At 69.8% G+C, this 19633-nt stretch carries 17 protein-coding genes; 8 read left to right on the forward strand and 9 right to left on the reverse strand.

All coding sequences use genetic code 11. From position 1 onward, the window contains the following. Positions 1-15: 15 nt before the first annotated feature. A complete protein-coding gene (locus DMB80_RS22105; protein WP_240431335.1) occupies positions 16-2007 on the forward strand; it encodes an AAA family ATPase in 1992 nt (663 codons plus the stop codon). On the opposite strand, the gene DMB80_RS22110 is transcribed toward DMB80_RS22105, so the two are convergent. Continuing rightward, a complete protein-coding gene (locus tag DMB80_RS22110) occupies positions 2004-3605 on the reverse strand; it encodes an ABC-F family ATP-binding cassette domain-containing protein (protein WP_111511826.1) in 1602 nt (533 codons plus the stop codon). The genes DMB80_RS22105 and DMB80_RS22110 overlap by 4 nt on opposite strands. A 78-nt stretch (positions 3606-3683) precedes the next feature. Then, complete coding sequence (gene dapE / locus DMB80_RS22115) at positions 3684-4748, reverse strand: succinyl-diaminopimelate desuccinylase (RefSeq protein WP_111511827.1); 1065 nt, start codon at positions 4746-4748, stop codon at positions 3684-3686. A 54-nt stretch (positions 4749-4802) separates the two neighbouring features. Here dapE and DMB80_RS22120 point away from each other — a divergent pair, with 54 nt between their 5' ends. Continuing rightward, positions 4803-5156, forward strand: coding sequence for a YidH family protein (locus tag DMB80_RS22120; protein ID WP_111511828.1), 354 nt, complete (start codon positions 4803-4805; stop codon positions 5154-5156). 1 nt (position 5157) lies between these two features. Then, entirely contained in the window at positions 5158-5463 is a 306-nt protein-coding gene (locus DMB80_RS22125) for a DUF202 domain-containing protein (protein WP_111511829.1), read from the forward strand. 4 nt (positions 5464-5467) lie between these two features. Here DMB80_RS22125 and DMB80_RS22130 read toward each other — a convergent pair whose 3' ends face one another. The 3 genes from DMB80_RS22130 to DMB80_RS22140 all read right to left on the reverse strand — a co-directional run bounded on the left by DMB80_RS22130 (position 5468) and on the right by DMB80_RS22140 (position 9033). Beyond that, a complete protein-coding gene (locus tag DMB80_RS22130; protein WP_111511830.1) occupies positions 5468-6487 on the reverse strand; it encodes an aminotransferase class IV in 1020 nt (339 codons plus the stop codon). Between the two features lie 29 nt (positions 6488-6516). Then, on the reverse strand, positions 6517-8019 hold the full coding sequence (locus tag DMB80_RS22135; RefSeq protein WP_111511851.1) for an APC family permease: 1503 nt from the start codon (positions 8017-8019) through the stop codon (positions 6517-6519). A gap of 105 nt (positions 8020-8124) precedes the next feature. Next, the gene (locus DMB80_RS22140) at positions 8125-9033 is read right to left on the reverse strand and encodes a LysR family transcriptional regulator (protein ID WP_111511831.1); all 909 of its coding nucleotides are present in this window, start codon (positions 9031-9033) and stop codon (positions 8125-8127) included. Positions 9034-9122: 89 nt separating this feature from the next. Here DMB80_RS22140 and dapD point away from each other — a divergent pair, with 89 nt between their 5' ends. Beyond that, a complete protein-coding gene (gene dapD, locus DMB80_RS22145) occupies positions 9123-10070 on the forward strand; it encodes a 2,3,4,5-tetrahydropyridine-2,6-dicarboxylate N-succinyltransferase (RefSeq protein ID WP_111511832.1) in 948 nt (315 codons plus the stop codon). 125 nt (positions 10071-10195) lie between these two features. Next, a complete protein-coding gene (locus tag DMB80_RS22150) occupies positions 10196-10471 on the forward strand; it encodes a DUF6480 family protein (RefSeq protein ID WP_111511833.1) in 276 nt (91 codons plus the stop codon). 17 nt (positions 10472-10488) lie between these two features. On the opposite strand, the gene DMB80_RS22155 is transcribed toward DMB80_RS22150, so the two are convergent. Continuing rightward, on the reverse strand, positions 10489-11664 hold the full coding sequence (locus DMB80_RS22155; RefSeq protein ID WP_111511834.1) for an ROK family transcriptional regulator: 1176 nt from the start codon (positions 11662-11664) through the stop codon (positions 10489-10491). A gap of 51 nt (positions 11665-11715) precedes the next feature. On the opposite strand from DMB80_RS22155, the gene DMB80_RS22160 reads away from it, so the two are divergent. Further along, positions 11716-12894 (forward strand): MFS transporter, encoded by a 1179-nt coding sequence (locus DMB80_RS22160; protein WP_111511835.1) that lies wholly within the window; start codon positions 11716-11718, stop codon positions 12892-12894. A gap of 3 nt (positions 12895-12897) precedes the next feature. Here the strand turns inward: DMB80_RS22160 and DMB80_RS22165 are convergent, their stop codons facing one another. Together DMB80_RS22165 and DMB80_RS22170 are read right to left on the reverse strand one after the other, a co-directional pair. Continuing rightward, a complete protein-coding gene (locus DMB80_RS22165) occupies positions 12898-13431 on the reverse strand; it encodes a M15 family metallopeptidase (protein ID WP_111511852.1) in 534 nt (177 codons plus the stop codon). Positions 13432-13522: 91 nt separating this feature from the next. Further along, the gene (locus DMB80_RS22170; RefSeq protein ID WP_111511836.1) at positions 13523-14938 is read right to left on the reverse strand and encodes an acyl-CoA synthetase; all 1416 of its coding nucleotides are present in this window, start codon (positions 14936-14938) and stop codon (positions 13523-13525) included. Between the two features lie 49 nt (positions 14939-14987). On the opposite strand from DMB80_RS22170, the gene DMB80_RS22175 reads away from it, so the two are divergent. Then, a complete protein-coding gene (locus tag DMB80_RS22175) occupies positions 14988-15524 on the forward strand; it encodes an NUDIX domain-containing protein (RefSeq protein WP_111511837.1) in 537 nt (178 codons plus the stop codon). Positions 15525-15665: 141 nt separating this feature from the next. Further along, positions 15666-16160: an Rv2253 family sensor-like surface protein gene (locus DMB80_RS22180; RefSeq protein WP_111511838.1), complete on the forward strand. Its 495-nt coding sequence runs from the start codon at positions 15666-15668 to the stop codon at positions 16158-16160. Between the two features lie 20 nt (positions 16161-16180). Here the strand turns inward: DMB80_RS22180 and DMB80_RS22185 are convergent, their stop codons facing one another. After that, the gene (locus DMB80_RS22185; protein ID WP_111511839.1) at positions 16181-19603 is read right to left on the reverse strand and encodes a bifunctional proline dehydrogenase/L-glutamate gamma-semialdehyde dehydrogenase; all 3423 of its coding nucleotides are present in this window, start codon (positions 19601-19603) and stop codon (positions 16181-16183) included. Between the last annotated feature and the right edge of the window lie 30 nt (positions 19604-19633).

A 19633-nucleotide genomic window follows, 5' to 3' on the forward strand; every position in this document is an offset into this window, starting at 1 on the left:
CCATAGGCTGAGCCGGTGCCCGTGCCCGCGCCAGTCACCTGGGTGACCGCACCCGACGAACCCGCGCTGGCACAGCTGGACGCGGGCGTGCGCGACCGCTCGGGGGCGGCTCTGATCGGGCCCGCCGGCGTCGGCAAGACGTGGCTGTTGCGCCGGGCGGCCGAGCGGCTGGCGTCGGACTTCCCGCGGGTCGACTGGGTGCGCGCGACGGCGACGCGGACGGCGATTCCGTTCGCCGCCGTCGAACATCTCGTCGACGTTCCCGACACCGGCAAGACGGCAGCGGTCCTACGGGCGGCGCGGAACCGTCTCGGTGACGGTCGCCTGCTCGTGGTCGACGATGCGCACCTGCTCGATCCGCTGTCGGCGGCGCTGATCTATCAGCTGGCGGTCGGCGCGACGGTGCGCATCCTGCTGTCGGCCAGCGTCTCGGCCAACCCGGTACCCGCCGAGGTCAGCGCACTGTGGCGCGACGGCCTGCTGTCCCGCATCGATCTCGAGCCGCCCGGGCACGACGACGACCGGTTGATGGCCCATGTGGCGGACTTCGTCGACGCTGTGAGCCCGCAGGCGCGCCGGGTGCTCGAGTTCCTCGCGGTGTGCGATCCGCTGAGTCTCGAGGATGTCGCGGTGTTGACCAGTGCCGGCGCGGTCGACGACGCCGCGGCGGCGGGGGTGATCTCGGTCGACGACGACGGGGTGCGTCCCGCGCATCCGCTGTTCTGCGACGCGGTGCGCGCGGCGCTGGGCGGTCCTGAGCTCCGCCGGCTGCGGACGGCGGTGGTGGCCCGGCTGTCGCAGGCGGGTCCGCGCGGCGTGGTCGCGCGGCTGCGCCTGGCGGCGCTGGCCGTGGGAAGCGACAACCCGCCGCCGGTCGCGCAGGTGTGCGCCGCGGCAGCGGATGCGCTGCGACTCGGCGATCTGGAGCTCTCCGAGCGGCTGGGGCAGGCGGCCCTGGCTCAGTCGCCCGATCTGGGCGCCCGCCTCACGGTCGGCTACGCGCTGGCGTGGCAGGGCCGCGGCCGGGACGCCGACGCGGTGCTGGCCGAGGTGGAGCCCGGCGAGCTGACCGAGGACGAGATGCTGGCGTGGGCGCTGCCGACAGCGGCCAATCAGTTCTGGATGTTGTCGGAGCCCGAGCGGGCGACGGCCTTCCTGCAGGCCACCCGCGGCAAGGTGAGCTCACCGGCGGCGCGCACCACGCTGGACGCGCTGTCGGCGACCTTCGCGATGAACGCCGGCAACCTCAGTAGGGCCGTCGAGCTCGCTGACGAGGTGCTGGGCTCCTCGGTCGCCGACGACACCGCGGTGGGCTGGGCGGGTTCGACGGCGGCGCTGTGCGCGGCCCGCATGGGGCGGTTCGCCGATGTCGACGCGCTGGCCGAGCGTGCGATGTCGGCCGGCCAGCCGGGGTTGCTGCGATTCACCAGTGGCTTCGGCCAGACCTCCGCGCTGCTGATGGCCGGGGAGCCCGAGCGTGCGCTGGAACTGGCGCGCCATCTCACCGATTTCGCCCAGCGCCGGCAGCCCGGCCGCGCGATCGGCGAGGTGCTGGTGGCCGACGTCCTGATCGCCACCGGCCAGACGGCGCAGGCGGTGGCGCTGCTGCGGCGGTCCGCCGCGACGCTGGCCCCGACGGGATACTCGTGGGGGCCGCTGGCCTGGATGCTGCTCGCGCAGGCGCTCGGCCGGCTCGGCGAGACCGTCGAGGCGGGAAAGGCGTTGTCGCGCGCGGAATCTCGGCACGGCCTCAAGTCGATGCTGTTTGCGCCTGAGTTGGCCCTGGCGCGGGCGTGGACGATGTCGGCGCGCCGCGACGCCCACGGCGCGGTAGCCGCGGCCAGGGATGCAGTCAAGGCCGCCGAGCGCGGCGGCCAGGAGGCCGTCGCTCTGCGCGCTGCGGCCGACGCGGTGGCCCTCGGAGATCCGCGCGCGGGCGAGACGCTGACTCGGATCGCGCAGCAGGTGCCCTGTGCCTTCGGCCGCGACGCGGTGGCCGGCCTCTAACGAACGCGTCCCGCGTCCAGACACAGCGTGCGGTCCACGCCGATGGCCGCGAGGAACGCCTCGTCGTGGCTCACGACGACGAACGCACCCCGGTAGGCCTGCAGGGCCTGTTCGAGCTGGGCGACGCTGACGAGGTCGAGGTTGTTGGTCGGTTCGTCGAGCAGCAGCAGCTCGGGTGCGGGTTCGGCGAACAGCACGCACGCCAAGGTGGCGCGCAATCTCTCGCCGCCCGACAGTGTCGCGACCGTGCGATCGACCGCGTCGTCTCCGAACAGGAACTGCGCCAACAGATGCCGGCGGCGCGTCACCGACAGGCTCGGCGCGTGGGCGGCGAGATTGTCGGCCAGCGTAGCGTTGTCGTCGAGCAGGTCGAGCCGCTGCGACAGGTACGCCACCCGGCCACCCGAGCGGTCGACCGTGCCGCGATCGGGTTCCAGTTCGCCGAGCAGAACCCGCAGCAGCGTGGTCTTACCGCTGCCGTTCGGACCGGTGAGCGCGATACGCTCTGGTCCACGGATCGAGAAATCGACGCCGGCGAGCACCTCGCGATCGCCGCGTGCCACCGCGATCTCATTGCAGCGCAGGATCATCCGACCGGACGGCACCTCGGTGTCCGGAAGATCGAGGGTCAGTGTGTCGTCGTCACGCAGCAGCGCTTCGGCCTCGCCCAGCCGGGTCCGCGCGTCGTCGACCCGCCGGGCGTGCACATCATCGGCACGGCCCGCGCTCACCTGCGCACGTCGCTTCATCGCGCCCGCAACGATTTTCGGTATCCCCGCGTCGGGGAGTGATCGCTGCGCGGTACCGCTGCGCCGGTCGGCCCGCTCGCGGGCCTGCTGGCGATCGCGCTTCTGGCGTTTGAGGTGCTGCTCGGCCTGGCGGACCGCGCTGCGCGCGGCGCGGTCGGCGGCGTCGACGGCGTCTCGGTAGGCGGTGAAATTTCCGCCGTACGAGGTGATCTCGCCGCCGCGTAGCTCGGCGATGTGGTCCATCCGGTCGAGCAGCGCTCGGTCGTGACTGACCAGCAGGAGGCAGCCAGTGAAGTCGGCGAGCGCATCGTGGAGTCGACTCCGCGCGCCGTCATCGAGGTTGTTGGTCGGCTCGTCGAGAAGTAGTATCTCGCTGCGCCGCAGCAATTCTCGGGCAAGGCCCAGGGTGACCACCTCGCCACCCGAGAGGGTACGCAGGGAGCGGCGGAGTCCGATGTGGCCGAGCCCGAGACGGTCGAGCTGGGCGTGGGCGCGCTCCTCGACGTCCCAGTCGTCGCCGATGGCGGTGAACACCTCGTCACGGGAGTCCCCGGCCGTCAACGCCTCCAGCGCGGCGAGTACGTCGGCGATGCCGAGAAGGTCGGCGACGGTGCGATCGTCGAGCAGCGGCAGGGTCTGCGACAGATAGCCGACGGTGCCGTCGGCGCTGACCGATCCCGCGGCCGGAACGAGTTCACCGGCGGCCAGGCGCAGCACCGTGCTCTTGCCGGCGCCGTTGGGCGCGATCAGGCCGGTGCGGCCGGGACCTGCGGCGAAGGACACATCGGTGAACAGCGGGGTCTCGTCGGGCCAGGAGAACGAGACGTGCGAGAAGACGATTGATGGCATGCAAGAACTCTCGAGACGTGCGGACAGTGTCAGCGGGGGCGTCAGCGAGAGAGCATGGGTCCAGGGTAACCGGACCCGTCAACCGATTAAGTACCGCCGCAACGTCTCGGTGACGGAGGTGATCTGCGTGACGTCGACGTGTTCGTCGACACGGTGCGCGGTGTTCGGGTCTCCTGGGCCGTAGTTGACGGCCGGCACACCCAGCGCCGCGAACCGGGACACGTCGGTCCAGCCGTACTTCGCGCGTACGGCTCCCCCGGCGGCCTGCACCAGCGCGGCCGCGGCAGGGCGAGTCAGCCCGGGCAGGGCGCCGGCGGCGGAGTCGGTCATCTCGATCGTCACGTCGAGCCCGTCGAACACCTCGAGCACATGGGCGTACGCGGCATCCACGGAACGGTCGGGGGCGAACCGGAAGTTCACTGTGACCGAGGCTGCGTCGGGGATGACGTTGCCGGCGATACCGCCGTCGATGCGCACCGCCGAGAGTCCCTCGCGATACACGCAACCGTCGATGTCGACGCTGCGGGCCTGGTAGTGCTGCAGCCTGGTCAGTACCGCTGCCAACTTGTGAATCGCGTTGTCGCCCAGCCATGATCGCGCCGAGTGAGCACGCGTACCGGTCGCCCGGACGACGACCCGCAACGTGCCCTGGCAGCCGGCTTCGATGAGTCCGCCCGATGGTTCGCCGAGGATCGCCACGTCGGCGGCCAGCCAGTCGGGCAGTTCGCGTTCGATGCGGCCGAGCCCGTTGGCCGACGCCTCGATTTCCTCGCAGTCGTAGAAGACCAGCGTGATGTCATGCGCGGGTTCGGTGACCGTCGCCGCCAGATGCAGGAACACCGCGTCGCCGGACTTCATGTCCGAGGTGCCGCAGCCGTACAGGAGGTCGCCGTCACGGCGGCTGGGCACGTTGTCGGCGGCGGGCACGGTGTCGGTGTGTCCGGCCAGCAGCACCCGCGACGGCTTTCCGTACTGCGTGCGAGCCAACACTGCGTCTCCGTGCCGGACGATCTCGAATCCGGTGGTCTGCGCGCGTAGTGCGGCCTCGATCTCGTCGGCGATGCGCGTCTCGTGGCGGGATTCGCTGGGAATGTCGACCAGCGCCGCGGTCAACGCGATCGGGTCACCGTGAAGGTCGAGCACGAGACATCACGTTAGTCGGTTCGCTAGCGTGGGACCGCGCTGGGAAGGAGCTCGATGCCGCCATCGGAGCAGGACCCCGACTATCGGTTCACGCTGGCCAATGAACGTACCTTCCTGGCCTGGATTCGGACCGCGCTGGCGCTGATCGCCGGTGGCGTCGCCGTCGTGCAGTTCGCCCCGGCCTTCGGGATCGCCGGGGTGCGCCATCTGCTCAGCGTGGTGCTCACCGCGGGCGGCGGTGTGCTCGCCGTGTTGGCCGTGCACCGGTGGCGGGTGGTGCAGGACGCGATGCGCCGCGGCGGCGACCTGCCGACCACCCGTGTACCCGCGGCGCTTGCCGCCGGTATCGCCGTCGTCGCGCTCGGCGTGCTGGTGGTGCTGGTGATCTGGCCACCGACCGGGCACTGACGTGGCGGAGAAGCCGGGGTTGCAGACGGAGCGCACCCTGCTGTCGTGGGAGCGCAGCGCGTTGGGCCTGCTCGTCGGTGGCGCGTTGATGCTGATCCGCCACCACGGCCCGCCCATCGCGGGCGGACCGTGGTTGGCGGCGTCGGCGGGACTGCTGGCCGTCGCGGTGCTGGTGCTGGGTTACCGGCGTTCGCGCCGCATCCGGCCCGGCGCCGTCGAGGTACCGGCGCTGGAGGTCCGGGTGCTCGGCTACGGGACAGCGGCGTTCGCGGCGGCCGCTGCGGTGGCGCTGGCCCTTTCGGTGTGATCCGTCAGTACTGGATCGCCTCGATCAGCGGTGACGGTTCGTCCATCAGCGCCCAGAACCGGTCGCGGATGGCGACCGTCATCGGTCCCGGCTCACCGCTGCCGATGGGCTCACCGTCGAGGGTGTTGATCGGCGTGACGCCGCCGGCGGTGGTGACCGCCATGATCTCGTCGGCGTCGTAGAGCTCGTGGCTGGTGACGTCGCGCAGGCTCGCCTCGATGCCCATCGCGTCGGCGATCTCGAACACGGTCTTGCGGGTGATGCCGGGCAGCGCGTTGCGCGACGGGGACGCCAGCTTCCCGTCCTTGACGATGCACACGTTGAACCCGGGACCCTCGGCCACGCAGCTGTCGGAGTCCAGCAGGATCGCGGTGCGGGCACCGCGGTCCTTGGCCTCGAAGCTGGCTGCGGTCAGGTCGCCCCACTGGTAGTTCTTGATCGTCGGGTCGACGGTGTTGCGGCCGGCGCGCCGCACGTGGCGCGGGACGACGGCGGTGGTGCCGAAGATCTGCTCGTGCGGGGGGAACGCCCACAGGTAGGGAATCGCGTAGATGTACACCTGGTGGGTCAGCTTCGACAGGTCCTTCTCACCCTTGCGTCGACCGTAGCCGCGGGTGACGGTCAGGTTCACGAAGGACTCGCGAAGCTGCGACATGCTGACGCACTTCTTGGTGATCTCGGCGAGTTCGTCCTTGCTCATCCCCGCGTCCAGGCGCAGCTTGCGGGCGCCGTCGAGGAGCCGGTCCAGGTGGTCGCCGAGCCGGAAGATGTTGCCGTGCCATACGTGAGCGACGGTGTAGGTCAGATCGGAGTGCCCGAAGCCGGTGTCGAAGATCGAGATCCGCGCGTCCTCGGCGGGGATGAACTCGCCTTCGATCCACGCGACGCCGCCGGCGTACGGGCTCGAGGTGTCGAGTTCGTAGTCGCTGTACTGGATCACCGAACCGGGCGGAGTGTCCTCGCGGATCGCGCCGGGCTCGACGGCGACCAGGTTCGAGGTGCCGAGTTCTTGTGTGGTGGTCATGAAGTGGTCCTTTCGGGAACTATCGGGAATCAGTTGAAGCCGTGGGTTTTGGCGTAGTCCGGTCCGGCATCGCCGCTGGCGAGCCGCTTGCGCAGCCCGGTCACCGACCAGAGGCCGACGAGCACCAGAAGACCGAGGAAGACGTATCCGTTGCCTGCGAACTGCGGCAGGAGGATCAGCGCCGCGCACACCGCCGCGAACGCGATGAGGGCGACCACGGCGACCGGCACGCGGGCCCTGCCGAGATCGAACGTGCCCGGCTCGGGCGCGGGGATGGAGCCCCGCCGCGTGCCGATCAGCACGGCGACCGTCTGCAGGAAGTACATCGCGCACACCGCCAGCGACGACAGACCGAGGATCAGGAAGAACGCCTTCTCACTGACGAGGGCCGACAGCAGCAGGATGGTCGACAGACCGAACATCCCGAGCACCGCGTAGGTGGGTGTGCGGTTCGACGGGGACACGTGGCGCCAGACGTGCGAGAACGGCAGCATGTTGTCGCGGGCCATCGAGTAGGTGAGCCGGGTCGCCACAAGGATGTTGGCCAGGATGCACGCCAGGACGTTGGTCAGGGCCACGGCGACGACGATCTTGCTGACCAACGGGCCGGCCTGCTGGGTGATGATCTCCTCGATGGGAGCCGCCGAGGCGGCCTGGACGGCGTCCTGGTCTTTGATGGCCAGCACGTAGACGACGTACATCAGGAATTCGATGACGATCGAGGCGGTCAGCGCATAGAACATCGTCCGGGGAATGACCTTGCGGGCGTTGATGGTCTCCTCGGCGACGTCCGCACAGGCCTCGACGCCGATCAGTCCGAAGAAGGGCCCGAGCGAAGCCGCCAACCAGGCCAGGATGTACGCACTGTGGTCGCCGGACTCGCCGCCGGTGAACAGTACCGAGACCGGCTGATGGTTGTCGGGCGACGAGAACGCGATGATCGCGACGAGAATTGTGGCGCCGACGGTGATGACCAACTCGAGGCTCACACCGATGTTGTTGACCATGGTGGCGAATCGAACGCCGTACAGGTTGATCATCATGCAGATGGCCATCACGCCGATCGCGACGAGGATTTGCGCGGTCTGGGTCATATTCCAGCCGAACAAGCTGCCGAGATACCCCGACAGGATGAAGCCGACGCCGGTCATGCCGCAAATCCACCCAGCGAGGGCCAATATGCCCGTGAACAACGCCATCGAGGAGCCGACGAGGCGGCTGGTCCATTGGTAGGAATAGCCGGCCAACGGGATCTTGGCGGACAGGTCGGAAGCGATGAACGTCCAGATCAGGAACACTGCGGCCGCGAGCAGCAGGGTCCACACGAAGGGTCCGCCCGCTGTGAAGTAGCCGGCGCCGAAGCCGGTGAAGACCGCGGTGGTCGCGCTGATGGTCGCAAAGCCGAGCGCGAAGGACGCCAGTCGTCCGACGGATCTATCGAGCTTCTGCGTGTAGCCGAACTCTTCGAGCTTGGCGTCCTCGCCTCCGCTCGACGGTTGCGAATGAGTGGGAGAGGTCAGGGCATCGGTCATGTTCACTCCAGGTGAGAGGCATCGGTTGAACACCTGATGACAGGAAAACGCCGTTGGCCGTTCACCGGAAGTTCGATGTTTTGATCTGGTGATAACCGCGGCTTATCAGTAGGTCGGCTCGGACGCGGCATCGCCGAAGCTCCAGTGCGCCTGCACGTGCCTGACCAGGGCATCAGCCTGTGGAGACAGCGCTGCGGGATGCCACGCGAGCGCTGTGTAACTGGGCGGCCGGTCTGTGATCGGTACGTAAACTATGCCCGGCCGGTCGTAGAAGCGAGCCACGGACGACGACGTGAAGCTGATCCCCAGGCCGCGTGCGATGGACGTCGTCTCGGCTTCGTAGGTGGCGGCCACCGCCGCGATCGTCGGGGGCCGGTTGCCGCGCACGTCCATCGCCAGCCAGTAGTCGCGCCAGGTGCCTGCCGTCAGCGGGGCGCACACGATCGGATCGTCGAGCAGCTCGACGATCGAGACCTCGGGGCGGCCCGCGAGCCGATGGTCGCGGGGCAGGCAGGCCACCCACGACTCGGAGTCCAGGATCAGCGTGCGGTGCTCGGGCAGGTCGACCGGCGGCCGGATGATCGCGACTTCGGTGGTGCCGTCGGCCAGCCCGGCGGTCGGGTCGGCGAAGTCGAACTCGATCGGTTCGACCGTGACGTCGGGGTAGGCGGCCTCGAAGTGGCGTACCAGCCGGAACAGCAGGTCGGCGCCCGTGCCGATGAGGTAGCCGAGGTGCAGCACGCCGCGACGGGTGCCCGAGAGCATGACGAGGTTGTCGACGACGGCGTCGACGCCGGACAGCGCCTGCTGCACCTGGGGCAGCCAGGCCGCACCGAGGTCGGTGAGCGCGACCTCGCGGGTGTTGCGCCGGAACAGCACGACGCCGAAGTGCTGCTCGAGTTGCTTGATAGCCGTGGACAGTGCCGGCTGGGTGATGAACAGTTTCTCCGCGGCACGGCGGTAGTTCAGCTCCTGGCCGAGGACGGCGAAGTAGCGCAGCTGGCGCAGGGTCACGTCGGTGCTCGTGGCACGCCTCCCGTCCTGCCCGGGCCCGGGTTGGGACCTGTCACGCGATGCTAGGCCCACCGGTAGCCTGAAGCACCGTGACTTCAGGTGCATCAGGTATCGGCGTGGCGACGATCGCGGCCGACGGATCGGTTCTCGACGTGTGGTTCCCGGCCCCCGAGCTGTCCGAGGAAGCAGAGACCGGCACGGTACGGCTCTCGGTCGCCGAGGTGCCCGCCGAACTCGGCGAACTCGCCGTCCCCGACGAGGACCGCGGCGTGGACGTCGTGGTGATCCGCACGGCCATTGCGTCGCTGGACGACAAGGCCGTCGACGCCTACGACGCCTACCTACGTCTGCACCTGCTCTCGCACCGGCTGGTCGCGCCGCACGGGCTCAACGCCGACGGACTGTTCGGCGTGCTGACCAACGTCGCGTGGACGAACCACGGGCCGTGTGCCATCGAGGGATTCGAGATCGTGCGGGCGCGGTTGCGTCGCCGCGGCCCGGTGACCGTCTACGGCGTCGACAAGTTCCCGCGGATGGTCGACTACGTCATGCCTTCCGGGGTACGCATCGCCGACGCGGACCGCGTGCGGCTCGGCGCGCACCTGGCGCCGGGTACGACGGTCATGCACGAAGGCTTCGTGAACTTCAACGCCGGCACCTTGGGCAGCTCGATGGTCGAGGGCCGCATCTCGGCCGGCGTGGTGGTCGGCGACGGGTCCGATATCGGCGGCGGCGCGTCGATCATGGGGACCCTGTCCGGCGGTGGCACGCAGGTGATCTCGGTCGGTGAGCGCTGCCTGCTCGGTGCCAACGCAGGTCTGGGCATCTCATTGGGTGACGACTGCGTGATCGAGGCCGGGCTGTACGTGACCGCGGGCACCAAGGTCACGACCGGTGACGGTCGGACGGTCAAAGCCCGGGAGCTCTCCGGCGCGAACAATCTACTGTTCCGGCGCAATTCGGTGACGGGTGCGGTCGAGGTGGTCAAGCGCGACGGCACGGGCATCACGCTGAACGACGCCCTGCACGCCAACTAGTTTGGCGAGCGCGCGCCGAGTGCCCGGGGTAGCCCTGACCGAACTCTGACGAACGCACCTGCCGCCGTTTACCGGACCGCTACGTGTGGGGATTGACAGGGAAACCATGTCGACAGGAGTGGCCCATGGTGGCGAGTGGCGAGCACACGACAGCGCTTCCCCCCGACCCGGATCCCGGCGACACCACGGGCCTCTCGGAAGGCGGCAGCGTCCAACCGGGTGACACGCCACCCGATTCGGGCTCGCTGTCGGCGTCGGCGAACCAGAATCCGCTGCCGAAGCACCGGTTCACACCTGTGGCGATCGCGGGCATGATCGCCGCCGCAGTCCTCGTCGTTCTCTTTCTCACCGTCGCCGTCATCTACGGGTTGCAGGTGTTCGGGCTGATGGACCGGTGGTGACACCGGCGCACATCGCGTCAGCCGCGCCGGCGACCCACCCACGCAGCGAGCGCGTCGGGCGTCGTCACGTGATCGAGCCCGGCCAGGACCGCACCCTGCAGTGGCCCGTCCTCGCCGTGCAGAGCGTCGCGCACCGGCGGCGGTGACGCCTTCCGGAACGCCATCAGCGCATCACGGAACGCATCGTCGAAAGCCCCGGTAGCCTGCGCCCGCAGCAGCGCTGCGACGCCCCCGAGCGTCACCGCCTCCGGATCGTGAAGGTTCACCAGCGCCCCGATGCCCCGGCCCAGCGAGGCCGCAACCTTTCGAAACGCACTGCGAGACAACGCGTCCCGACGAGCAGCCAGGTCATGGACGTAGCCGATCGGATCGCTCGGCGCCCGGTCGCCGAGGTGGCGCGCCAACGCGCGGCCGTCGACCGTCAGATCCCAGCACCCTCGAGCCCCGCACGGACACCGTAGGCCGGGGTCTCCGAACGGGACGTGCCCGTACTCCCCTGCCGCGCCGTGCCCGCCCGCGACCGGCTCACCGTTGACCACCAGCGCCCCGCCGATGCCCTGCGCCACCATCAGATGTAGCGCGGTCGTCACATCGCGGGCGGCGCCGGTGCGGGCCTCGGCCAGCCCGGCCAGAGTGGCGTCGTTGCCGAGCAGCACCGCCACCCGCCGCGGGATCTTCGCGGTCAGCACCGCCAGATCGACGTCGCGCGAGCCGCGCGCGGTGAACTGGACCAGTCGGGCATCACTGACCGTTCCCGCCACCGACACCGACAGCGCCGCAAGACGATCAGCGTGGCGCCGGTGCACCGCGCCGATCGCGCGGGACATCCCTGCCAACGCGGCGGAGAGCTCGTGTCCCGCGTACTCCTCGTGCGCCACGATCTCGGGCCGGCCGTCCACGCCGGCGATGGCCAGCCGCCAGCCGGCCACACCCAGATCAGCCGCAGCGATCAGCGGCCCCTCGGGGTGGGCGGCCAGCACAGCGGTCGGCCGGCCACGGCCCTGCGCCGGCGCACGGACCTCGTCGACCACGTGGGCCTTGCGTAGCCGCGCGGTCAGCTCGCTGGCGCTGCCGCTGCCGATGCCGAGACGGGCCGCCGCGGCGGCGCGCGTGATGCCCGGTGCGTCCCGCATCACAGCGAGCAGCTGCGCGGCGGTGTGCCATCGCAGCCGGTCGGCGTGTGCAGAGACCATGCGGGAAAACTCCTTTGGAATAAACTCGATGCCTGAGTATATTAAGGACACGTGACTCTGACAGCCGATCAGGCCCCGACGCGCGGGGTGCGCGATGCCCTGCCCGCCCTGCTCTCGCTGGCGCTGGCATCGGCACTGGCGGTCACCACCGAGATGCTGCCCGTGGGGCTACTGCCCGACCTGGGCACGGCCTTCGGGGTCTCCGATTCGACCACCGGCCTGCTCGTCGGACTCTATGCCGTGATGGTGGCCGTGTTCGCCGTGCCGTTGACGATGGCCACGTCGCGCTTCGCCCGCAAACCCCTGCTGATGGTCACGATCGCCGGGTATGTGATCAGCAACACCGTGGTCGCGCTCGCACCCACGTTCGCCGTCGTCGCCGTCGGACGAGCGGTCGGCGGCCTCACCCACGCGCTGTTCTTCGCGCTGTTGATCGGGTACTCCCCTCGGCTGGTGTCGCGCGCACATGTGGGCCGGGCGCTGGCGATCGCCGGCAGCGGCGTGTCCGCGGGCCTGGTGCTGGGCGTGCCGCTGCTGACCTCACTCGGGACGGCGGCCGGCTGGCGCGCCTCGTTCATCACACTGGCGGTGGCATCGGTCGCGACGCTCGCCCTCGTCGGCGCCGTGCTCCCGCCCGTGGCCAACAGCCAGCCGACCAGCAGACCCGAGCCCGGACGTCGCGGCATGCTCGTCGCCGTGTCCGCGTCCAACCTGGTGGTCTTCGTCGGCCACTTCAGTGCCTACACCTTCATCAGCCTGCTGCTGCTGTCCAGCGGCGTCGGACCGGGGTTCATCGGGCCGATCCTGCTCGCGTGCGGGGCGTGCGGGCTGATCGGCCTCTGGTACGCGGGCAAGGGGCTCGATCGCAATCCCCGGCGCACCACGCTGATTCTGCTGCTGGCCACTGTGGCGGCCGTGGCGCTGCTCGGTGTGGGCTGGCCGGCGCTGGTGGCCGTGCTCGGCGCGACGGCACTGTGGTGCGCCGCCTTCGGCGGAGTGCCATCGGTGTATCAGGCCTGCGCGGTGCGCACCCACGCGGTGTCGCCGGAGCGCGCGGGCGCGTGGATCAACGCGACCGCCAACGTCGGAATCGCCGGCGGCTCGGCACTCGGGGCGATGCTGCTCGACCGCGCCGGATTGGGTGTGCTGCCGTGGGTCGCGATGGTCTTGATCTTCTGCGGGACGCTCATCGCTGCGCTGGCGCGCAACGCCTTTCCCGACCGACCCTGACGGTCAGCCGGCGGCGTTGGGGCGCAGCGGCGGACAGTTGCCCTGCGCATCGACCGCCAACTCGAAATGCCAGATCTCATTGGCGTAGATCTGGCACAACCCGAACTGCCTGCCGTTGGCGATGAGCCACTCGTCGGCGGCGGGCGGACCGATGTCGACGGCCTGCCCCCGGACATGCTGGGACACCTCCGGCGTGGCCACGAACTGCGCGGCGGCTGCCACACTTCCGTAGGACCGAACCGCGTCGTCGAACAGGCGCTGCTGGAAGCCCGGTGAACGCCAGCCGGACGTGATCCGGGTGTCGACACCCGCAGGCTGCGCAGCGCGGGCCGCATTCTGGACAGCCTGCAGCAGAGCCGGATTCATCTGCGAGAGAATCGGATTGGTGACGTCGAACGGCGAGAGCGTGGTGCCGTCGGGCAGCCAGCCGCCCGTGGTGTCGACCGCAGCCGCTCCGATCGAGAGCGGCTCCACGGGCGGAGGCGGCGCTGCGGGTTCGGGCGGCGGGGGCAGCACGATGCTGGTCTGCACGAGCATCACGTTCGGAGATTGGGGTGCGTGAGCGCAGGCCGCGACGGTCAGCACGCCGCCGATTGCTGCGATCGCACGCCATGCACGCTGCGCCACCTCAGAACTCCTGCAGCAGTTGCTTTTTCAGCAGCTTGCCCATGCCGTTACGGGGCAACGCGTCGACGATGCGCACCTCCCGGGGCCGCTTGTGCACCGAAAGCTCCTGCGCAACATAGTCGATCAAGATCTCCGGCGACGCGTCGCCGACGACGAACGCGACGATCCGCTGGCCCAGATCAGCATCCGGGGCTCCGACGACGGCCACCTCAGTCACCCCGGGATGCGCCAGCAGCACCGTCTCGATCTCGCCGGCGCCGATCCGGAAGCCACCGCTCTTGATCAGATCGACCGATTCGCGACCCACGATGCGATGCATCCCCGCGGCATCGATCACCGCGACGTCGCCGGTGTGATACCAGCCGTCGACACTGAGCACCTCCGCGGTCGCATCGGGCCGGTTCAGATACCCGTCGAACAGCGTGGGGCTCTGCACGTGCAACGCACCGATCGTCTCACCGTCGTGGGGGGCAGCCGTGCCGTCCTCGGCGATCAGTTTCGTGCCGACGCCCTCCAGGGGCAGACCCACCCAGCCCGGCCTGCGCTCTCCAGAAGCCAACGTGCTCAACGTGATCAGCGATTCGGTACTGCCGTACCGTTCCACGGGCTGATGCCCGCTGAGGTGGGCCAGCCCGTCGAACACCGGCACCGGCAGCGCCGCGCTCCCCGACACCAGCAGCCGCGCCGGTCTCATCGCCCGGGCGGCGTCACCGTCGGCGACGATGCGGGACCACACCGTCGGCACCCCGAACACCAGCGAGCCGCCGTCTGCGACCGCCTGCGCATAGTTCTGCGGCGACGGCTTACCCGTGTGGATGAACCGGTTGCCGATCCGCAGCGAGCCCAGCAGACCCAACACCAGACCGTGCACGTGATACAGCGGCAACCCGTGCGCCAGCGTGTCCTCGGCGGTCCACTGCCAGGCGGCGGCCAGCATGTCGATGTCGGCCGCGATGGCCCGGCGACTGACCAGCACACCCTTCGGCGGGCCGGTGGTGCCGGAGGTGTAGATGATCAGCGCTGTCGCGTCCGGGGAGGGTTCGGCGTAGCGGTGCCAGGACCGCGCGTGCAGGCGCACCGGGATGTGCGGCAGGCCCGCGCTGTCCTCAGGCAGCTCCCCGAGCCAGGCCTGGGCACCGGAGTCGGTGAGGATGTGGCGGCGCTCGGCCGCGCCCACATCGGCGGGCACCGGGACGACGGGCACGCCGGCGATCAGCGCGCCGACGACGGCCAGCACGGTGGCGGCGCTCGGCCGGGCCAACACGGCGACCGTCGCAGCACCGGCGACCCGTTCGGCGACGGAGGTGGCCGCGCCGACCAGGTCGCTGCGGCTCAGCGTCACACCGTGGATGCGCACCGCGTCGCCGATGTCGGCGCCGGCGGCCACCGCCGCGGGGTTCAAGGAGGCCAGCAGCACGCACTGAGGCTACCCGGCCGGCCTGAGCACACTCGGCGATACTGGGGCCATGGAGCCGATCCGAGCGCTCGCGTCCCGCCAGGTCTATCAGAACAACTGGCTGACCATCCGTGAGGACGACATCCAACGTCCCGACGGCAGCAACGGCATCTACGCCGTCGTCGACAAACCCACCTACGCGCTGGTCATTCCCCGGGACGGGGACCGGTTCCACCTCGTCGAGCAGTTCCGCTACCCGCTCGGGTTGCGGCGCTGGGAGTTTCCGCAAGGCACCGCCCCGGACCGTGCGCACCTCGAAGCCGCCGCCCTGGCGGCACGTGAGCTGCGGGAGGAAACCGGGCTGATCGCGCAGACGCTCACCGAGCTCGGCCTGCTCGACGTCGCGCCCGGGATGAGCAGCCAGCGCGGCCGGGTGTTCCTGGCCACCGGCATCACCGAGGGCCCGCACGATCGGGAGCACGAGGAGCAGGACATGCGCAGCGCGTGGTTCGCACGTGCGGAGATCGAGCAGATGATGCGCGACGGCGTCATCACCGATGCGCAATCGATGGCGGCGTGGACGCTGATGCTGCTCGCCGGTCACTGACCGCCGACGAGATCAACCCGTGATGCAACCGTGCCCGTGTCGGCGGGATCGGTGTCGGTGCGCGGCGATACCGTTCACGTGTCACTGGGAATTCACTGTGTGACTGGAACTACGGTGCGACTTTAACTACGGCGAGGGACCATGCCTGCCCGACGGACTGCGTGCGCGTCTGCGATGCTCGTCGCGGCCGCGTGCATCCACCCCGCCGCGACCGCCGCGGCCGCCCCGCCGGACTGGTCGGGGCGCTACACGGTGATCACGTTCGCATCGAACAAGCTGGGCACCAGCATCGCCGCGCGCCAGCCCGAACCTGACTTCCGGGCCCAGTACACGTTCAGCACCTCGTGCGCGGGCACCTGCGTGGCCACCGCCAATGACGGCCCCGCATCGAGCAATCCGACCGTTCCGCAACCGAGCCGCTACACGTGGGACGGGAAGCAGTGGGTGTTCAACTACAACTGGCAGTGGGAGTGCTACCGCGGCGACGACGTCCCCCGCGAGTACGTCCCCGCTCGCTCCCTGGTGTTCTACGCACCGACGTTGGACGGTTCGATGTACGGCAGCTGGCGCACCGAGATCCTCGACGGGATCTGCAAGGGCACGGTCATCATGCCCGTCGCCGCGTACCCGGCCTGAGCGCCCGACGAACCTCAGCGCTAGTCGAACAGGTTCTCGGTGAGTGCGCTCGGAGAACCGAAACGGTGCGCGGTCACCGACACCGACTGTTCGCGCAGGAAGGTCAGCATCTCGATCCGCCCCGCCTCGACCACCGGCTGCGCGTAGAGCGCGACGTCGACCCTGCCGTCGCTCGCCGCAGCGAAATCCTGCCGCGTCCCACCCAGCAGCCGCACGCGGGCCGGAGCGTAACCCCGCAACGTATTTCGCCAGGCATCCGTGTCCTCGACGCGGCAGGACACGCCGTGGGCGTGCAGCAACCCCGCCGTTGCCGGCGGCAAAGGCGCCGGAGTCGATACGGTGACGTGACTGCGCGCGAGGACACCAGCCGCGACGACGCGCAGCAGCTCCGCAGTCGAGTCGTCCTCGGCGCGCACCGTCACCGGCACGGGCCGATAGCGCAGCACATTCTTCTCCGCCGCAAGGCCGGACACGTCGTGCGCCACGGCGAATTCCTGGTTCCAGGCAAGCGCATCGGAGGCCAGAGATCGCTGCAGGAAGTCGATGTCCAGCCCGAGATCTTCTGCCGCCGAGAGGAAATCGGCCAGCACCGGGGTCAGCGGGTCCCCGCCGGTGGCCGGGGCGCTACGCCAGTCGGTGAGTCCGACAAGGTAATTGGGGCCGCCGGCCTTGGTGCCTGCACCCACCGCGGACTTCTTCCAGCCGCCGAACGGCTGCCGCCGCACGATCGCCCCGACCGTCGACCGATTGACGTAAGCATTGCCGGCTTCCACCCGGTCGATCCACCGCTCGATCTCCGCACGGTCGAGAGAGTGCAGTCCCGCCGTCAGGCCGTAGTCGACCTCGTTCTGGATCGCGATCGCCTCATCCAGATCGGCCGCCTCCATCAGACCCAGCACCGGACCGAAGTATTCGGTCAGGTGGTACTCCGAACCGCGGCGAACCCCCGTCTTCACCCCGGGCGACCAGAGCCGACCGGTGTCGTCGAGCCGGCGCGGCTCGACCAGCCACTTCTCCCCCGGCCCCAGAGTGGTCAACGCGCGCAACAGCTTTCCGTCGGCAGGCTCGATCACCGGCCCCATCTGCGCGGTCGGGTCCGACGGGTAGCCGACCGTCAGCGACGTGACGGCATCGACGAGCTGATCGCGCAGCCGTCGCGAGTGCGCGGCAGACCCGACCAGGATCGCCAGCGACGCGGCCGAACATTTCTGGCCGGCATGCCCGAACGCCGAGGCGACGAGATCCTTGACCGCCAGGTCGATGTCGGCGTGCGGCGTGATCACCATGGCGTTCTTGCCGCTGGTTTCGGCGAGCAGGGGCAGGTCGGGCCGCATCCGACGGAACATGGCCGCGGTGTCGAACGCACCCGTGAGGATCAACCGGCCCACCCGCGGATCGGACACGAGTCGAGAGCCGAGCTCCCCCTCGTCGACGTGGACCAGTTGCAGCACGTCGCGCGGGACGCCGGCATCCCACAGCGCCTGCACCATCACCGAGCCGCACCGGCGGGCCTGCGTCGCGGGCTTGATGATGACCGCGCTGCCCGCCGCCAGCGCCGCCAGCGTCGACCCGGCCGGGATCGCGACGGGGAAGTTCCACGGCGGTGTCACCACGGTGAGTCCGACTGCGACGGCGGTGGCACCGTCGACGTCGTCGAGGTCCTCGGCCAGGTGGGCATAGTAATTCGCGAAGTCGATGGCCTCGGAGATCTCCGGGTCACCTTGGTCGAGGGTCTTGCCGGTTTCGGCGGCCATCACCTCGAGCAGCTGCGCGCGGGCGGCCTCCAGGGTCCCGGCGGCGCGGCGCAGGATCGTCGCGCGCTCCCTGCCCGACCGGGCGGACCACGCGCTTCCCGCCGCGACACCGTCGGCGATCATCGCCTCGAGGCGATCGGCGCCGGTGACGGTGTGCTCGTCGACCAACGCCAGCCCGGCGTCGGAGTGCGCGACGCGCTCGGTGATCGTCCGGCCCCACGCCCGGTTACCCGGCAGCGAGGGATCCGTGTCGGCGACGTTGGCGAACACCGGCCGCTCCGAACCGGCCGGATCGTCGGTGCGCCGGTCCTGGCGGCGATTCGGCTGCGGCACATCGGTATTCAGCGCGGCCAGCGATGCGACGAAGCGGTCCCTTTCCCGCTCGTAGAGCGGGTGTTCGTCGTGCAGGTCGAACACCGCCGACATGAAGTTGTCCTGGCTGGCCCCCTCTTCGAGTCGGCGCACCAGGTAGGCGATCGCAGCGTCGAAGTCCTTGGGGTGCACCACGGGCACGTACAGCAGCAGGCCACCGACGGTGCGGCGCACAGCTTCGGCCTGCGCTTCGGCCATGCCGAGCAGCATCTCGAAGTCGATGCGGTCACGCACACCGCGCCGGCCGGCGAGCACCCACGCGTAGGCGATGTCGAACAGGTTGTGCCCGGCCACGCCGATGCGCACGTTCGCCGTGCGGTCGGGATGCAAGGCGTAGTCGAGGACGCGCTTGTAGTTCGTGTCGGTGTCCTGCTTGGTCGGCCACGTGGCGACAGGCCAGCCGTGCAGATCGGCCTCGACGTGCTCCATCGGCAGGTTGGCGCCCTTGACCAGACGTACCTTGATGCCGGCGCCGCCGCGCTGTCGGCGGGTCGCCGCCCACTCCTGCAGGCGCATCATCGCCGACAGCGCATCCGGCAGGTAGGCCTGCAGCACGATCCCGGCCTCGAGATCGAGAAGCTCAGGCCGATCCAGCAGGCGGGTGAAGACCGCGATCGTCATCTCCAGATCGCGGTACTCCTCCATGTCGAGGTTGATGAACTTCTTCGTCGGCGAGGTGGCCGCGAGCGTGAACAACGGCAGCAGACTGCGCTCCACGTGGTCGACCGCCTCGTCGAACGCCCACGGGGAATGGGGCGGCACGGTCGCCGAGACCTTGATCGAGACGTAGTCGACGTCCGGTCGCGCCAGCAGGCGCTCGGTGCCCTCGAGGCGCCGCTGCGCCTCTCCCCGTCCGAGGACGGCCTCGCCGAGCAGGTTGATGTTGAGCCCCACCCCGCGGTCGCGGATGCGGGCGATGGAGGGCCCGAGGCGGCGGTCGGTCGCGTCGACGAGCAGATGACCGACCATCCCCCGCAATGCCTTTCGGGCGATCGGGATGACGAGGCCCGGGATCACCAGCGACAGGGTTGCGCCCAGGCTGATCAATCGCCGCAGGTGCCACGGCAGGAAGCCGGGAGCGGTCCGTGCGAGATCGCGCAGGTTGGCGGCGGCGACCCGGTGGTCGTCGGGGCGGATGACCCGGTCGACGAAGCCGACGGTGAAGTCGAGACCGGCTGGGTCGCGGAGCACGTCGGCGAGCCGGCGAGCCGCTGCCGTGTCCCGCCGTCCCGCGGCGTCGTCGAGCCATTCCCGGACCAGGGTCTCGACGTCGGTGAGCACATCGACGGTGGGGCCATCGCGGTCGATCAGGGTCATGTATCCATGATCCGCGGTCGCGAACCCTAA

This window comes from Mycobacterium kyogaense (assembly GCF_003254575.1).
GTDB classification, from domain to species: Bacteria; Actinomycetota; Actinomycetes; order Mycobacteriales; family Mycobacteriaceae; genus Mycobacterium; species Mycobacterium kyogaense.

Coding starts and splice junctions, on each gene's coding strand:
- DMB80_RS22110 (WP_111511826.1), bottom strand. CDS start 3,605: ATGCCATCAATCGTCTTCTCGCACGTCTCGTTCTCCTGGCCCGACGAG.
- DMB80_RS22120 (WP_111511828.1), top strand. CDS start 4,803: ATGCCGCCATCGGAGCAGGACCCCGACTATCGGTTCACGCTGGCCAAT.
- DMB80_RS22130 (WP_111511830.1), bottom strand. CDS start 6,487: ATGACCACCACACAAGAACTCGGCACCTCGAACCTGGTCGCCGTCGAG.
- DMB80_RS22135 (WP_111511851.1), bottom strand. CDS start 8,019: ATGACCGATGCCCTGACCTCTCCCACTCATTCGCAACCGTCGAGCGGA.
- DMB80_RS22150 (WP_111511833.1), top strand. CDS start 10,196: ATGGTGGCGAGTGGCGAGCACACGACAGCGCTTCCCCCCGACCCGGAT.
- DMB80_RS22155 (WP_111511834.1), bottom strand. CDS start 11,664: ATGGTCTCTGCACACGCCGACCGGCTGCGATGGCACACCGCCGCGCAG.
- DMB80_RS22165 (WP_111511852.1), bottom strand. CDS start 13,431: ATGCTCGTGCAGACCAGCATCGTGCTGCCCCCGCCGCCCGAACCCGCA.
- DMB80_RS22175 (WP_111511837.1), top strand. CDS start 14,988: ATGGAGCCGATCCGAGCGCTCGCGTCCCGCCAGGTCTATCAGAACAAC.
- DMB80_RS22180 (WP_111511838.1), top strand. CDS start 15,666: ATGCCTGCCCGACGGACTGCGTGCGCGTCTGCGATGCTCGTCGCGGCC.
- DMB80_RS22185 (WP_111511839.1), bottom strand. CDS start 19,603: ATGACCCTGATCGACCGCGATGGCCCCACCGTCGATGTGCTCACCGAC.